Annotated in this window: 15 protein-coding genes; 8 read left to right on the top strand and 7 right to left on the bottom strand. The window is 71.9% G+C overall.

Translation table 11 applies throughout. The features are described 5' to 3' along the window. Window positions 1–97 precede the first annotated feature (97 nt). Both ACLJQF_RS32045 and ACLJQF_RS32040 read left to right on the top strand, forming a co-directional pair. Complete coding sequence (locus tag ACLJQF_RS32045; protein WP_410614064.1) at window positions 98–922, top strand: helix-turn-helix domain-containing protein; 825 nt, start codon at window positions 98–100, stop codon at window positions 920–922. A gap of 4 nt (window positions 923–926) precedes the next feature. Further along, entirely contained in the window at window positions 927–1,316 is a 390-nt protein-coding gene (locus tag ACLJQF_RS32040) for a VOC family protein (protein WP_410614063.1), read from the top strand. Window positions 1,317–1,329: 13 nt separating this feature from the next. On the opposite strand, the gene ACLJQF_RS32035 is transcribed toward ACLJQF_RS32040, so the two are convergent. Then, window positions 1,330–1,536 carry a DUF4177 domain-containing protein gene (locus ACLJQF_RS32035; RefSeq protein ID WP_410614062.1) on the bottom strand — a complete coding sequence of 69 codons (207 nt, stop codon included), beginning with the start codon at window positions 1,534–1,536 and terminating at the stop codon, window positions 1,330–1,332. Between the two features lie 99 nt (window positions 1,537–1,635). Between ACLJQF_RS32035 and ACLJQF_RS32030 the strand changes: the two genes are divergently transcribed. From ACLJQF_RS32030 to map, 3 genes are all read left to right on the top strand, one after another. Next, entirely contained in the window at window positions 1,636–2,490 is an 855-nt protein-coding gene (locus tag ACLJQF_RS32030; protein WP_410614061.1) for a GNAT family N-acetyltransferase, read from the top strand. 61 nt (window positions 2,491–2,551) lie between these two features. After that, window positions 2,552–4,342, top strand: a complete 1,791-nt coding sequence (locus tag ACLJQF_RS32025; protein ID WP_410614060.1) for a penicillin-binding transpeptidase domain-containing protein — start codon at window positions 2,552–2,554, stop codon at window positions 4,340–4,342. 23 nt (window positions 4,343–4,365) lie between these two features. Next, window positions 4,366–5,223 (top strand): type I methionyl aminopeptidase, encoded by an 858-nt coding sequence (gene map, locus ACLJQF_RS32020; RefSeq protein WP_410614059.1) that lies wholly within the window; start codon window positions 4,366–4,368, stop codon window positions 5,221–5,223. 1 nt (window position 5,224) lies between these two features. Here map and ACLJQF_RS32015 read toward each other — a convergent pair whose 3' ends face one another. From ACLJQF_RS32015 to ACLJQF_RS31995, 5 genes are all read right to left on the bottom strand, one after another. Further along, complete coding sequence (locus ACLJQF_RS32015; RefSeq protein ID WP_410614058.1) at window positions 5,225–6,028, bottom strand: ABC transporter permease; 804 nt, start codon at window positions 6,026–6,028, stop codon at window positions 5,225–5,227. Continuing rightward, a complete protein-coding gene (locus tag ACLJQF_RS32010) occupies window positions 6,028–6,993 on the bottom strand; it encodes an ATP-binding cassette domain-containing protein (protein WP_410614057.1) in 966 nt (321 codons plus the stop codon). The genes ACLJQF_RS32015 and ACLJQF_RS32010 overlap by 1 nt, the downstream gene beginning before the upstream one ends. 27 nt (window positions 6,994–7,020) lie before the next feature. Continuing rightward, the gene (locus ACLJQF_RS32005; RefSeq protein WP_410614056.1) at window positions 7,021–7,863 is read right to left on the bottom strand and encodes a DUF4097 family beta strand repeat-containing protein; all 843 of its coding nucleotides are present in this window, start codon (window positions 7,861–7,863) and stop codon (window positions 7,021–7,023) included. 55 nt (window positions 7,864–7,918) lie between these two features. Further along, window positions 7,919–8,407, bottom strand: coding sequence for a hypothetical protein (locus ACLJQF_RS32000; protein ID WP_410614055.1), 489 nt, complete (start codon window positions 8,405–8,407; stop codon window positions 7,919–7,921). Between the two features lie 81 nt (window positions 8,408–8,488). Continuing rightward, window positions 8,489–9,172, bottom strand: a complete 684-nt coding sequence (locus tag ACLJQF_RS31995) for a FadR/GntR family transcriptional regulator (protein WP_410614054.1) — start codon at window positions 9,170–9,172, stop codon at window positions 8,489–8,491. A 48-nt stretch (window positions 9,173–9,220) separates the two neighbouring features. Between ACLJQF_RS31995 and ACLJQF_RS31990 the strand changes: the two genes are divergently transcribed. From ACLJQF_RS31990 to ACLJQF_RS31980, 3 genes are all read left to right on the top strand, one after another. After that, window positions 9,221–10,438 carry a CynX/NimT family MFS transporter gene (locus tag ACLJQF_RS31990; protein ID WP_410614053.1) on the top strand — a complete coding sequence of 406 codons (1,218 nt, stop codon included), beginning with the start codon at window positions 9,221–9,223 and terminating at the stop codon, window positions 10,436–10,438. A 51-nt stretch (window positions 10,439–10,489) separates the two neighbouring features. After that, window positions 10,490–11,389 (top strand): helix-turn-helix domain-containing protein, encoded by a 900-nt coding sequence (locus ACLJQF_RS31985; RefSeq protein WP_410614052.1) that lies wholly within the window; start codon window positions 10,490–10,492, stop codon window positions 11,387–11,389. 77 nt (window positions 11,390–11,466) lie between these two features. Continuing rightward, complete coding sequence (locus ACLJQF_RS31980) at window positions 11,467–12,993, top strand: proprotein convertase P-domain-containing protein (protein WP_410614051.1); 1,527 nt, start codon at window positions 11,467–11,469, stop codon at window positions 12,991–12,993. A gap of 4 nt (window positions 12,994–12,997) precedes the next feature. Here ACLJQF_RS31980 and ACLJQF_RS31975 read toward each other — a convergent pair whose 3' ends face one another. Continuing rightward, a complete protein-coding gene (locus ACLJQF_RS31975; RefSeq protein WP_410614050.1) occupies window positions 12,998–14,392 on the bottom strand; it encodes a mycothione reductase in 1,395 nt (464 codons plus the stop codon). Window positions 14,393–14,406: the final 14 nt, after the last annotated feature.

Here is a 14,406-nt window from a genome sequence, read left to right as displayed (position 1 = left end):
GTGGGGACGCACTGTCCGTGTTAGCAGACGCGGAACTGGCAGTGACACCTAGGGCTTCGCCCTAGGCCGGGGGCTCCGCCACCCGCGCCCCCGAAAAATGTCGGTGGTGACGATTACGCTCGCATTCGTGAGCGTGACCTGGGCCATTCGCGAGCCGCACCCGGTGGTGCGGCCCCTGGTCACGCGCTATGTCGGGTACGCGCAGGACGACGTCACGCTGGCCGTCCACCGCGGCCTGCCGTCCCGGCACGTGACGCTCGTCGTCAGCCTCGCCGGCCCGGTGCGCATGGCCGGGCAGAGCCTCCAGGCGCTGGTCGGCGGCCTGCACACCCGCGCGGTGCTGATCCGGCAGGAGCGCGTGCAGGAGGGCATCCAGCTGGAGCTCGACCCGCTGGGCGTGCGGACGCTGTTCGGCGTGACGGCCGCGGAGCTGAGCGGCGAGGTGGCCGACCTCGCGGAGTTCGGTCTCGGCTGGTTGCCGGACAGGCTGCGGGAGCTGCCTTGGCGCGAGCGGTTCGCGCTGCTGGACGACGTCCTGGCCGCCCGGGCCGTCGAGCCGGTGGCGCCGCCGCCCGAGCTGGGGGAGGCGTGGCGCCGGCTGCGGGGCGCGGACGGGCGGGTGCGCGTCGCGGACCTGGCGGCCGAGGTCGGCTGGAGCCGTCGCCACCTGGGCGAGCGCTTCCGCACGGAGCTGGGGCTGGCGCCGAAGCAGGCGGCGCGGGTGCTGCGGTTCGAGCGGGCCGGGCGCCTGCTGCGGAATGGGCGGACGGACCTGGCGTCGCTGGCGGCGGAGTGCGGGTTCTACGACCAGGCGCACCTGACCAACGAGTGGGGCGCGCTGGCCGGCTGCACGCCGCGGACGTGGATCGCCGAGGAGCTCCCGTTCCTCCAAGACCAGGAGACGGAGGTGGCGCGAAGCTGACGGCATGACTCCCGAACCGAACGTCTGGCCCGCCCTCCGGTACGACGACGCCCCGGCCGCGGTCCGCTTCCTCGTCGACGTCCTGGGCTTCACCGAGGCTCTGGTGGTGCCCGAAGGCGACCTGATCGCGCACGCCGAGCTGCGCTGGCCCGAGGGTGGCGCGGTGATGCTGGGCAGCGTCCGGCCACCGGACGGTGTCCACGACGCGATGAAGCCGGGTGCGTCCGCGGTGTACGTGGTGTCGGACAAGGTGGACGAGGTCTACGCGCGGGTGAAGGCCGCGGGTGCGGAGCTCACGGCCGAACTGACGGACACCGAGTACGGCTCGCACACGTTCAGCCTGCGCGACCCGGAGGGCAACGCCTGGACGATCGGCACCTACCGCGGCGCCTGACCGGACGCGCCCGCTACTGCACCGGCCGCTCGAAGGTCACCAGCAGCCCGTCGACCCCGCCGGGCCCGACCCGGCCCTTCACCTCCGCCGAGGTGATCGCCTTCAGCTGCCAGCCGTCTTCGGCGTGGTCGTTCAGCAGTTTCTCCAGCTTGCCGCCCGACATCTTGCCGCCGACGAGCTTCTCCCGGACCTCGACGACCTTGTACGTGTAGCGCTGCATACGTCCATCCTGCCCGCAAGCTCCGACCTGGGCAGTTCATCTCAGCGTGTCGAAAGCCTCGCGTTCCGTTTCGGCTGTTCATCTGGCACCCTGGAACCCGTGTTGCGGCTTGCAGGTGCACGGCTGCTCGATGATCGGGACTATCCGGCGGTCCGTGCCGCTCTGGCCGCGGACCCGGTGGGCAGCTGCATGGTCAGCGCCCGGGTCGAGGCCGCGGGCCTCGACCCGTGGCGGCTCGGTGGTGAGCTCTGGGCCGCCGACAGCCGTCCGGTCCGGGCCGGGCGGCTCCAAGGGCTGTGCTTCTCCGGGCCCAACCTCATCCCGCTGAGGGGCAACGCCCCCGCGTTGCGCTCCTTCGCCGATCGCGTCCTGAGACGGCAACGCACCTGCTCCTCGCTTGTCGGCCCGGCCGAACAGGTCCTCGGCCTGTGGGACGAGCTCGAAGGCGAGTGGGGCCCGGCCCGCGAGGTCCGCGGCGACCAGCCGCTGATGGCTCTGGACAGCACCCCGCTCGTCGCCGCCGATCCGCTGGTCCGGCCCGTCCGGCCGGACGAGCTCGAGCGGTACCTGCCCGCGGCCGTCTCGATGTTCATCGAAGAGGTCGGCGTCGACCCGCGCAGCGGCGACGGCGGAGCGAGCTACCGCGCCCGGGTCACCGAGCTGATCGGCGCCGGTCGCGCGTTCGCCCGCTTCGAGGACGGCGAGGTCGTCTTCAAGGCCGAGATCGGTGCCATGTCGGCCACCGTCGGGCAGATCCAGGGCGTCTGGGTGCACCCCGACCGCCGCGGCGACGGGCTCGGCACCGCCGGCACCGCCGCGGTCGTGAACCGGCTCGTCCGCGGCCTCGGCCGCACCGCCAGCCTCTACGTCAACGCCTTCAACACCCCCGCCCTCGCGGCCTACCGCAAGATCGGGTTCGAGCAGGTCGGCCAGTACGCGACGGTGCTGTTCTAACCACTCTTCCGTGGCGGTGTTTCGAAGCCGTCGCACCGCCCTGACCAGGCATCATCCCGCCATGAGTGCACGTCGACACGGTGCTCTCGCGGTGCTGCTGCTCGTCGCCGCGACCACGGCCGGGTGCTCGGGCGACAGTCCCGAAGACGCCCTCTCCGCCTTCCTGGACGCCGTCGCGTCCGGGGACGTCGCCGCCGCGGCGGCGAACACCGACTCGCCCGATGCCGCGAAGAGCGTGCTGAGCCAGGTCCGCGGCGTGCTCGACCCCGAGGGCCTCGACGTCGACGACGAAGAGGTGAAACAGCCGGACGGCGACGTCGTGTCCGCCGGCTACCGGCTCACCTGGCACCTCCCGCACGGCCGCACCTGGTCCTACCGCGCCGACGCCCAGCTGCGGGCGGCCGAAACCGGCTGGCAGGTGCACTGGCAGCCGACGGTCGTGCACCCCCAGCTGGCCGTCGGTCAGACCCTCGGCATGCTGCCGCAGCTGCCCGAGACGGCGCCGGTGCTCGACCGCGACGGCGTGCCCCTGATGCGGCCGCAGACCGTGATCGGCGTGGTCGTCGACCCGCAGAAGACCGGCGACGCGAGTGCCGTCGCCGGCACCCTCGCCAAGGCGCTGCACCGGTACGAACCGTCGGTCACCGGCCGGTCCGTGCTGGACGGGATGAACAAGACCAAGCCCGGTGACGCCTACCCGGTGATCACCTTGCGCGCCGGCGACTACCAGCGGGTCAAGCCGGCGATCTACGACCTGCCCGGCGTCCGCTTCGCCAGCCAGGAGCGGCTGCTGCCGGTGACGCGCGGGTCCGGGCAGCAGGTCCTGCCGGGCATCCGGGCGCTGGTCGAGCAGCAGCTGGCGGGGGCGGCGGGCTGGCGGATCGTCACCCGCGACGTCACCGGCGGCGAGGCCGCCGAGCTCAAGGCCGAGCCGCCGCGGCCCGCGCCCGCCGTCACCAGCACGCTGAGCGCGAAGGTCCAGGCCGCCGCCGAGAAGGCCCTCGAAACCGAGCCGTACTCGGCCGCGCTGGTCGCGATCCAGCCCTCGAGCGGGGACATCCTCGCGGTCGCCCAGAACGACGCCGCCGACGAGGAGGGCTCGCTGGCCTTGTCCGGGCGCTACCCGCCGGGGTCGACGTTCAAGATCGTCACGGCGGCGGCCGCGCTGTCGGCGGGGGAGGTCGAGGCGGGCAGCGCGGTCGACTGCCCGGGGACGACGACGATCGAGAACCGCGTCGTGCCGAACGAAGGCCGGTTCGACCTGGGCCGGGTGCCGCTGAAGACGGCGTTCGCACGGTCCTGCAACACGACCTTCGCGCGGCTCGCCGCCGGCCTCGACGGGACGGCGCTCACCGGCACCGCCCGGTCGTTCGGCATCGGCGCCGACTTCGTGGTCCCGGGCCTGACCACGGTCACCGGGGACGTCCCGGCCAGCGACTCGGCCGTCCAGCGGGCGGAAAACGGCTTCGGCCAGGGGACGGTGGTGACCAGCCCGTTCGGCATGGCGCTGGTCGCGGCCACCGTGCAGGCCGGGAAGGTGCCGTCGCCGTCGATCGTGAAGGGCCTGCCGGCGACCACGAAGAACGTCGGCGACCCGCCGTCGCAGGAGGTTCTCGACACGCTGCGCGGGATGATGCGGGAGGTCGTCACGGCGGGCACGGCGACCGGGCTGCGGGACATCCCCGACGTCGCGGGCAAGACCGGCACCGCCCAGTTCGGCGACGGCTCCCGCTCGCACGGCTGGTTCGTCGGCTACCGCGGTGACCTGGCGTTCGCCGTGCTCCTCACCGACGCCGGGTCGTCCAAACCGGCGGTGCAGGCCGCGCACCGGTTCCTGGCGGGGATCGGCTGAGCGGACCGTCGTAAGGTGGAGGCATGTCCGTTCGTGCCCCGCTCGTTCCCGGCGTCCAGACGCCGCGCCGTGACGTCCCCAGTTCCATCGCCCGTCCCGAGTACGTGGACAAGCCGGCGCCGAGGCGGGACACCGGCAACGGCGTGCGCACGCCCGAGGTGATCGAGGCGATGCGGGTCGCGAGCCGCATCGCGGCCCAGGCGCTGGAGGAGGGCGGCAAGGCCGTCAAGCCGGGCGCCTCCACGGACGACATCGACAAGGTGGTGCACGAGTTCCTGCTCGACCACCACGCCTACCCCTCGACGCTGGGCTACCGCCGCTTCCCGAAGTCGTGCTGCACCTCGCTCAACGAGGTGATCTGCCACGGCATCCCGGACTCGACGGTGATCGAGGACGGCGACATCTGCAACATCGACGTCACCGCCTACATCGGCGGCGTCCACGGCGACACGAACGCGACCTTCCTGGCCGGCGACGTCTCGGAGGAAGCCCGCCTGCTGGTGGAGCGCACCCGCGAGGCGACGCTGCGGGCGATCAAGGCGGTCCGCCCGGGCCGCCAACTGAACGTCATCGGCCGGGTCATCGAGGCCTACGCCAAGCGCTTCGGCTACGGCGTGGTCCGCGACTTCACCGGCCACGGCGTCGGCCCGGCGTTCCACACGCCCCCGACGGTCCTGCACTACGAAGAGCCCTCCGTCGACACGATCATCGAGGAGGGCATGACCTTCACGATCGAGCCGATGATCACCCTGGGCACCATCGACTACGACATCTGGTCCGACGACTGGACCGTCACCACGAAGGACAAGAAGTGGACGGCCCAGTTCGAGCACACCCTCGTGGTGACGGCCGACGGCAGCGAGATCCTCACGCTGCCCTGACTCAGTGGCTGGTGGCCTTCTTGTAGCAGCGCACCGAGAGCGGCACGAAGATCGCCAGCAGCACCGCGATCCACAGCACCGAGGCGAGCACGGCGTGCTGCATCGGCCAGGCGCCGTGCACCGGCATGGCCGCGCTGGTGTTGCCGAACAGCTCCCGTGCCGCCTGCGTGATCGCCGAGACCGGGTTCCAGTCCGCGATCACCCGCAGCGGGGTGGGCAGGCGGCTGCTGTCGACGAACGTGTTGGCCAGGAACGTGAGCGGGAAGATCGCCACGCTCGAGACGTTGTTGAACACCTCGGGCTTGCGGACCGCGAGCCCGAGCGTCCCCATCACCCACGACAACGCGTAGGCGAAGGCGAGCAGCAGGAGCACCCCGCCGAGTGCCTCGAAAACGCCGGTGTGGATGCGCCAACCGACCGCCAGGCCGACCAGGCCCATGATGAGCAGGCTCGTCACGTTGAGGATCAGGTCGGCGGTGGTGCGGCCGATCAGCACCGCCGCCGGGGACATCGGCAGCGAGCGGAATCGGTCGATGATGCCCTTCTGCAGGTCGTCGGTCAGCCCGTAGCCGGTGACGATGCTGCCCATCGCCACCGCCAGGGTGAAGATCCCCGGCAGCATGAACTCGCGGTACGACATGCCGGGGATGTCGATCACGCTGCCGAAGACGTAGCCGAAGAGCAGCACGAACATCACCGGCATGAACACGATGGACCCGAGCAGGTCCAGCGACCGGACGATCTTGATCGAGTTGCGCTTGGCGACGGTCACGCCGTCGGTGACGGCCATCTGCACCGCGTTCATCACACGGCCTCCTTCGCGAGTTCGGCGGGCTCGGCCGTTTCGCGGCCGGTGAGGGTGAGGAAAACGTCGTCGAGGGTGGGGCGGCGGACGCCGACGTCGCGGACGTCGACGCCTTCCACGGCGAGCAGGCCGAGCGCTTCGGTAAGCGCTTTCGCGCCGTGGGTCACGGGCACGGTCAGCCGGAACGCCTCGGCCTGCGGCTCTCCGCTGGCCAGCCGGGCCAGTGCCCGCTGCGCGACGACGACGTCGTCGTGGGTGCCGACGGTCAGCTCGATCCGCTCGCCGCCGACGAGGTCCTTGAGCTCGTCGGCGGTGCCGCGGGCGATGACGCGGCCGTGGTCGATGACGGCGATGCTGTCGGCCAGCCGGTCGGCTTCTTCCAGGTACTGGGTGGTCAGCAGCAGGGTGGTGCCACCGGCGACCAGCTCGGTGATGACGTCCCACAGCTCGGTGCGGGCCCGCGGGTCGAGCCCGGTCGTGGGCTCGTCGAGGAACAGCACCGGCGGGTTGGCCACGAGCGCGCCGGCCAGGTCGAGCCGGCGCCGCATGCCGCCGGAGTAGCCCTTGACCGGGCGGTCGGCGGCGTCCGCCAGGCTGAACCGGGCGAGCAGTTCGCGGCCGCGGGCCTTGGCCCGCTTGGTGCCCAGGTGGTACAGCCGCCCGACCATCTCGAGGTTTTCCGCCCCGGTCAGTTCCTGGTCGACGGCGGCGTACTGCCCCGAAGCGCCGATGTGCGAGCGCAGCTTGTGCGCGTCCTTCACGACGTCGAACCCGGCGACCGTCGCCCGGCCCGCGTCCGGTTTCTGCAGTGTCGTGAGGATCTGGACGGTGGTGGTCTTCCCGGCGCCGTTCGGCCCGAGCACCCCCAGCACCGTGCCTTCCGGTACCGCCAATGTCATCCCGTCGAGCGCGGTGACTTTCCCGTACTTCTTGACCAGTCCTTCGGCCACGATGGCGTCTGGCATCGATTTCCCCTTGTCGTGGTGGAGTGTTCAGGCCCGGCGGATGACGATGTCGCCGGTGTAGGTGTGGGCCTTGACCTCGACGGTCTCGGTGGTGCCGCCCGGCCCGTCGGACGGCGTGAGCGTGTTGCGCACGGACCCGGTCAGCGAGTTCAGCTCGAGCCACGCGGCACTGCCTTCGCGGATGCCGACCTCGATCTCGCCGACGGCGGTTTCGAGGACGACCCGGTCGCGGATGACCTCGCCGAGCCGGATGTCCCCGGCGGCGGTCTTCGCGTTGACGCCGGCGTGGGCGACGTCGACCAGGATGTCGCCGTTGGCCGTGCTGACGCGCAGGTCGCCGGTCACCTCGCCGACGCGGGTCTCGCCGTTGGAGTTCTTCAGGACGGCGGTGCCGTCGATCTCGCGGATCCGCAGTTCGCCGGAGCCGGTGCCGACCTGGGCGTGCCCGGTGGCCCGGTCGACGAAGACGTCACCGGTCGCGGTGTTCGCTTCGAGCCGCGAGGTCTCGTCGAGGTGGATGTTGCCCACGGACGTCTTGAGCCGGCTGTCGCCGAGGCGGCCGGTGACGTGGAAGTCGCCCATCGCGGACGTCGCCTTGACGCGGGAGCCGGCCGGCAGCTCGACCGTGACGTGCAGCGCGCCGCCCTTGCCCCACAGTTTGGTCGTGTACTTCGGGCCCTTGACCAGTAGCTCGCCGTCGGCGAACTCGACGCGGGTCTTGGCGGCGGCCTTCACGTCCTCGGTGTCGCCGGGGTCGGCCGGTTGGACGTCGACGGTGGTCTCGGTGCGGTCGCCGGCGACGATCCGGACGTCGGCCATGCTGACGTCGAGCGTGGCCGTGATCGGCTCGGGGGTGGCGAAAGATGGCATGGCTGCGCCCTCCTGGGGTGCTTTGAAAGTGTTTTGGCTGGTCAGGGCAGGCGGGTCAGCGAACCCAGCCGGTGTACTTCTCGCCGTGGACGGACCGGCGGTGCGTGGTCCGGCTCGCGTCCGCGCCGAGTGCGTTGTTCGCGGCCCGGACGAGCCAGGCGTTGATGGAGAGCCGGTCGCGGCTCGCGGCCTCCTCGACCCGCTGCTTCAGCTGGTCGGGGAGCCGCAGGTTGATCCGCGAGACAGCGCCGTCGTCGGCCTCGGGCGGCGGCGGGGCCTCCGCCGGAGCCGGTTCGGGTTCCGTGGGCACGGAAACCGCGAACTCCGCTTCGCGACGGCGAAGGCGTACTTCGACGGAGCCGGGAGCGAGGTCGCGGGTGATCTCGTCGGCCGCGGCCGACAAGGCGTCGAGCAAGGTGAGCCGGATGGCGGACTCCAGCGGGGAGGCCAGCCGCTCGGCCAGTGCGACAGCGTCCTCGCCGGCCGCCTCGGCGGCTACCGCGAACTCGCGGCGGAGGCTGTCCACGAAGGGCGTCAGGTCCATGGCACAAATATGGCACCACGGTGGTGCCACGACAACCCTGAAATGGCACCCTTAGGGGTTGGAGATGGAGGAATCTGCAGGTCAGGCGCGTTCGATGCGCTCCAGGAGCTCGTCGAGGAACCCGCAGGCCTCGGCGGCGGCGCGGTCCGGGTCGCGGTCGGCGATGGCCTGGGCGAGGCCTTCGTGGCCGATTTCCGGCGCGTGGTCCACGCCCGGCGTGATCCTGGACGTCGTCGCGATGCTGGCCGCGATGACTTCCGTCAACCCCCGGTAGAGCTCGGTCAGCAGCCGGTTGTGCCCGGCGCCGACCACGGCGCAGTGGAATTCCGCGTCCGTGCGGGCGAAGTCCTGCCAGTGGCCCTCGCGCAGCGCGACCTCGCGGCGGGCGAGCAGGGCGCGCAGCTCGGCGACCTCTTCCTCGGTCCGCTCGACGGCCGCGAGCCGCGCGCCTTCGACCTCCAGAGTCCGCCGGACCTGCAGGACTTCGCGCAGTTCGGAGCCGCAGAGCCGGCGGATCGCGCCGGACACCTCGCTCGTGGCGCGCACGTAGGTGCCGTCGCCCTGCCGGACCTCCAGTAGTCCCGTGTGTGCGAGTGCGCGCACGGCTTCGCGGACGGTGTTGCGCCCGACGCCGAGCTGCTCGACGAGCTCGGCCTCGGTCGGGATGCGTTCGCCGATCGGCCATTCGCCCTGCGTGACCGCGGTCCGCAGCTGCTCGATGACCTGGTCGACGAGGCCTGCTCGGCGCGTGGTGGCCAGAGGCACAGGATTATCCCTTCATCCAATCATCCTACGTATGCAATAGTAGCGGGCATGCCCGTCGAACACCGTGAACCCGAACTGGACGGCGCCGTCGAGATCCGGACGCCCGGCGTGGTCGCCGCCGGGACGCTGCTCGTGGTCGCGGTGGTGCTCACCGCCCTCAACCTGCGCCCGGCGATCACCGGCGTCGGGCCGATGCTCGCCGAAATGCGCCAGGACCTGGGCACTTCCGTCGTCTGGGCCGGCCTGCTCACGACGTTGCCGACGCTCTGCTTCGCCGGCGCCGGGCTGGCCGCGCCGCTGCTCGCGCGCCGGGCCGGGATCGGCGCCGCCATCGCGGTCGCGCTGGCCGCGCTCGCCGCCGGGCTCGTGCTGCGCGTGCTCGACGGGCCCGCCGTGGTGCTCGGCGGCACGCTCGTGGCCACCGCCGGGATCGCCCTGATCAACGTGCTCATCCCGGTCGTCATCAAGGGCTCCTTCCCGGCTCGGATCGGCGTGGTGACCGGTGTCTACACCGCCGCGCTGCAGGGTGGCGGCGCCCTCGGGTCGGCGGTGACCCCGCGGCTCGGCGATGCCCTCGGCGGCTGGCGCCCGGCGCTGGGCGGCTGGGCGGCGCTGGCCGTCGTCGCACTGCTGGCCTGGATCTTCGCAGCCCGCGGTACCGGCTGGGCACCGCGGCCCGCCGAAGGCGCCGAGGGCGGCCGCTCGCTGCTGCGCAACCGGCTGGCCTGGATCGTCACCGCCTTCTTCGGCCTGCAGGCCTTCTACGCCTACGCGGCGATGGGCTGGTTCCCGCAGGTGCTGATGGACGCCGGCGTGCCGCGCGACGACGCCGGGCTGCTGTTCGGCCTGGTTTCGCTGATCGCCGTGCCGATCAGCCTCGTCGTGGCGCCGATGGCGGCCCGGCAGCGCGGCCAGAGCCCGTGGATCGTCGGGCTGAGCGTGTTCGGCGTCGCCGGGACCATCGGGCTGATGCTCGCGCCGTCGTGGTCGCCGCTGCTCTGGAGCATCCTCGTCGGGCTCGGGATGAGCACGTTCTCGCTGGCCCTGACCGTGATCGCGCTGCGCGCGCGGACCGGCGCCGACACCGCCCGGCTGTCCGGGATGGCGCAGGGCTTCGGCTACCTGTTCGCCGCGCTCGGGCCGTTCCTGTTCGGCCTGCTGCACGACCTCGCGGGCGGCTGGACCGTGCCGCTGGCCATGCTGCTCGGCCTGCTCGGTGTCCAGCTGGCCTTCGGCGCCCTCGCCGGCCGCCACCGCTTCGTCTGATTCTTAACTGTTAAGGCCGTTCGCCGGGTTCCGGCGGCTTAAGATCACCGGGTGGCCGTGCCGTCCCCGGACCTCGGGGCGTTGCTGCGCGAGGGCCCGTTCGACGTGGCCCTGCGCGCGGCCATCCGTGCCCGCGGGCTGAGCCTCGACCGGCTCCGCGAGCACCTGCGCACCCGCGGCGTCTCGGTCACGACGGCGACGCTGAGTTACTGGCAGTCCGGCCGCAGCCGTCCCGAACGGCGGGAGTCGGTGCGCGGGCTGCGGCAGCTCGAAGCCGTCCTCGAGGTGCCGGCGGGCTCGCTGGTCGCGCTGCTCGGCCCGCCGCGGGCCCGCCGGTCCGCTCCCGCGGAAATCGGCCGGTTCTGGCCGGACGCGCCGGGTATCGACGCCGCGGTATCCGATGTGGACACCCGGTGGGACGAGCGGCTGACCCGGCTCAGCCAGCACGACGTCGTCCTCGTCGGCCCCGGCCGCGAGGAACTGGAGATCCGGTCGCGGCAGGTGCTGCGGGCCGAGGCCGACGGCCCGGACCGGTGGGTGGTGATCCTGCACCTCGACGAGCACGACCGGCCGCTGCCGGAGCTGCGTTCGCTGCGCGGCTGCCACGCGGGCCGCAGCGTGCTTAGGCCCGAAGACGGCCTCCTCGTCGTCGAGCTGCTCTTCGGCAGGCCGCTCCTGCGCGGCGAAACGGTACTCACCGAACACACGCTGGTGAATCGCGCGCCACACCCCGTCGCGACGAACTACGAACGCAAGTTCCGGCTCCCGGTCCGCGAATACGTACTCGAAATCCGGTTCTCCCCGGAGGCGGTTCCGGCGGTGTGCCGCCGGTTCGCGGAGCCCGGTGAAAACGCCGATGTCGTCCCGGAAGCCGGTGCGGTGCACGGCGTTGCGCTGAACTTCGGCCCCGGCCGCTACGGGTTCGAATGGGACTGGCCAGTTAACTGTTAAAGACTTGCGGATCTGCAGTACCGGCTTTCCGGCGGTTTACCGTCTGCGCATTCCACTCACCGATCCGAGGAGACCCGATGCGCAGATTCGTTTCCGCCGTGGGCACGGCCGCGCTGGCCGCGCTGGGACTGGGCTTCGCGCCCGCCGAAGCGGCGCCGGACCACCCGGACGCCGAGGTGGCGGGCGTCGCCGCGGCGTTCGGGCTGCCGGCGGACGAGGCTCGGGCCCAGCTCGCCGCCCAGGACCGGGCCCACCGGCTGGCCGCGGCCCTGCCCGCGTCGGTCCGCGCGCAGGCCGCGGGGCAGTGGTTCGACGCCGCCGCCGGTCGGTTGACCGTCGCGGTCACGACCTCCGAAGCCGCCGATCAGGCCCGCGCCGCGGGGGCGGCGGCCCAGGTCGTGGCCCGGAGCCGGGCCGATCTCGACCGCACCGCCTCGGCCGTCCGTGCCCTGGTCGGCCCGGGCGTCCCCGGTGTGTACGGCTGGGGCGTCGACGTCCGCGCCAACGACGTCGGCGTGGACGTCGATCGGACGAAGAAGACCGCCGCGACCGAAAGCTTCCTTTCGCGCGTGCGGGAGCTGGGTGTGCGGATCACCGAGACCGCGACGTCGCCGCGGCAGCAGTCGGGCACGATCCAGACCGGCAGCCCGTGGTGGCCGGGCAGTGAGAGCAACTGCTCGGTCGGCTTCCCGGTGACGGATTCCGCGGGCGCGAAGCACTTTCTGACCGCGGGTCACTGCACGAACGACCGCGACCAGGCCGCGTACGGCGCTTCGGGGCAGCAGAACCGGATCGGCACGTCGAACGCCGGCGGCACGCACAGCGTCAACGCCCGCGAAGGCGACATGGGCGTCGTCGCGGTGACGGAGCCGGGCTGGACCCTCTCGGCGTCGGTGAACACCTGGGGCCAGCCGGCGATCACGCTGTCCGGCGTGGCCGAGGCGATGGTCGGCGACCGCGTCTGCCACTCCGGTAACACCTCGCACTGGCAGTGCGGCGAGGTGAAGTACACGCACAAGTCCGCCGACTACGGCGGCGGCCTGGTCATCGACGACCTGACCTGGACGACGGCGTGCTCCCTCGGCGGCGACTCCGGCGGCGGCTGGCTGCTCGGCGACAAGGCCACCGGCCTGCACGACGGCGGCCCGTCGCAGTGCGTCCAGAACCCGCCCGACGGTGACCTGTCGCTCTTCCAGCCGGTGGCCGAAGCGCTGACCAAGTGGCAGCTCACCCTGGTGACCGGCGGCGGCCCGACGCCGGGCGACCGGACCTTGACCAACGACACGGACTACGCGATCCGCGACTACCAGCAGGTGTTCAGCCCGGTCACGTCCGGCCTGACCGGGCAGGCGGCGACCCCGCTGACGGTCGCGGTGACGATCCGGCACACGTGCGCCGAAGACCTCGGCATCACGCTGCTGGACCCCAACGGCCGCGGCTACCCGCTCAAGTACAGCGGCGGCGGCGCGTGCACGGCGTGGAACGGCCCCCGGACGTTCACGGTCCCGGCGTCCGCCCCGGCCGGCGGCCGCTGGCAGCTGCGCGTCACCGACTACGGCCCCGGCGACACCGGCACCCTCGACACCTGGTCCCTCACCCTCTGAAAAGTCAGTCCAGGGGCAGGTTGAGCAGCGCGTTCTCGATCAGCTCCGGCATCGCCGGGTGGATCCAGTACTGCCCGCGGGCCATGCTCCGCGCGTCGAGGCCGAAACTCATGGCCTGGATGAGCGGCTGGATCACCGAGGACGCCTGCGGGCCGATGATGTGCGCGCCGAGCAGCTGCCCGGTCGCCGGGTCGGCCAGGAGCTTCGCGAAGCCCGTGGTGTCCTCCATCGCCCAGCCGTAGGCGATCCCGGCGTAGTCCTGCTTCGAGACCACATAGGACACGCCGAGGTCGCGGGCCTTCCGCTCGGTCAGCCCGACCGAGGCCACCTGCGGGTGCGTGAAGACCGCGTGCGGCACGAACCGGTGGTCGGCGGTGATCCGCTCGTCCGGGTGCAGGAGGTTGTGCTGCACCACGCGGGACTCGTGGTTCGCGACGTGCTTGAGCTCGTGCGGCGACGACAGGTCACCGAGGGCGTAGATGCCCTCGACCGCGGTCTCCTGGTAGTCGTCGACCACCACGTGCCCACTGTCCATTGTGGTCACCCCGGTGGCGGCGACGTCCAGGAGGTCGGAGTTCGGCTTCCGGCCGGTGGCGATCAGCAGCACGTCACCCTCGACGGTTTCGGCGCCCTGCGGTCCCTCGAGGTCCAGCGCGATGCCGCTCTCCGTCTTGCGCGCCCGCACGGTCTTGCGGTCGAGGCGGACGTCGAACCGCTCGGCGGCCAGCTCGGTGAAGCGCGCGCTGACGTCCTCGTCCTCCGAGCGCAGCAGCCGCCCGGAGCGGTTGACCAGCGTGACCTGCACGCCGAAGGAGGCGAAGACGTGCGCGAACTCGGCCGCGATGTACCCGCCGCCCAGGATGACGATCCGCTCGGGCAGCTCGTCGAGCCGCATCACGGTGTCGGAGGTGTGGTAGCCGACGCCGTCCAGGCCCGGGATCTCCGGGACGACCGGACGTCCGCCCGCGGCGAGCACGAACTTGTCGGCGGTCAGCACCTCGTCGGGGCGCCCGCCGTCGAAGCTGACCCGCAGTTCCTTGTGCCCGGTGAAGCGGCCGGTGCCCTCGTAAACGTCGACGTTCGCGTTGTCCTCGTGGTGACGCCGGTATTCCGCGCCGCCCTCGGCGATCGGGTCGATCCGGCCGAAGACGCGGTCGCGGATGTCGCGCCAGCGCACGCCCTTCAGCTCTTCGTCGACGCCGTACTTGGCGCTGTGCGAAGGCGTGTACGCGACGTCGGCGGCGTACACGAACATCTTCGTCGGGATGCAGCCCACGTTGAGGCAGGTGCCGCCGAAGGTGCCCTTCTCGACGATCGCCGTCTTCTTGCCGGCGAAGTCCGGGCCGAGGATGGAGTTCCCCGATCCCGTCCCGACGATCACCAGGTCGTAGTGGGGCACTGCATCCTCCGCGG

The sequence above is a fragment of the Amycolatopsis sp. lyj-109 genome (assembly GCF_046548995.1).
Classification (GTDB): Bacteria; Actinomycetota; Actinomycetes; order Mycobacteriales; family Pseudonocardiaceae; genus Amycolatopsis.
This window is presented reverse-complemented; position numbering and strand designations above follow the sequence as displayed.

Excerpts from the sequence above, each read along its gene's own strand:
- ACLJQF_RS32045 (WP_410614064.1), top strand. The coding sequence starts at position 98 with ATGTCGGTGGTGACGATTACGCTCGCATTCGTGAGCGTGACCTGGGCC.
- ACLJQF_RS32040 (WP_410614063.1), top strand. The coding sequence starts at position 927 with ATGACTCCCGAACCGAACGTCTGGCCCGCCCTCCGGTACGACGACGCC.
- ACLJQF_RS32035 (WP_410614062.1), bottom strand. The coding sequence starts at position 1,536 with ATGCAGCGCTACACGTACAAGGTCGTCGAGGTCCGGGAGAAGCTCGTC.
- ACLJQF_RS32025 (WP_410614060.1), top strand. The coding sequence starts at position 2,552 with ATGAGTGCACGTCGACACGGTGCTCTCGCGGTGCTGCTGCTCGTCGCC.
- map (WP_410614059.1), top strand. The coding sequence starts at position 4,366 with ATGTCCGTTCGTGCCCCGCTCGTTCCCGGCGTCCAGACGCCGCGCCGT.
- ACLJQF_RS32015 (WP_410614058.1), bottom strand. The coding sequence starts at position 6,028 with ATGAACGCGGTGCAGATGGCCGTCACCGACGGCGTGACCGTCGCCAAG.
- ACLJQF_RS32010 (WP_410614057.1), bottom strand. The coding sequence starts at position 6,993 with ATGCCAGACGCCATCGTGGCCGAAGGACTGGTCAAGAAGTACGGGAAA.
- ACLJQF_RS32005 (WP_410614056.1), bottom strand. The coding sequence starts at position 7,863 with ATGCCATCTTTCGCCACCCCCGAGCCGATCACGGCCACGCTCGACGTC.
- ACLJQF_RS32000 (WP_410614055.1), bottom strand. The coding sequence starts at position 8,407 with ATGGACCTGACGCCCTTCGTGGACAGCCTCCGCCGCGAGTTCGCGGTA.
- ACLJQF_RS31990 (WP_410614053.1), top strand. The coding sequence starts at position 9,221 with ATGCCCGTCGAACACCGTGAACCCGAACTGGACGGCGCCGTCGAGATC.
- ACLJQF_RS31980 (WP_410614051.1), top strand. The coding sequence starts at position 11,467 with ATGCGCAGATTCGTTTCCGCCGTGGGCACGGCCGCGCTGGCCGCGCTG.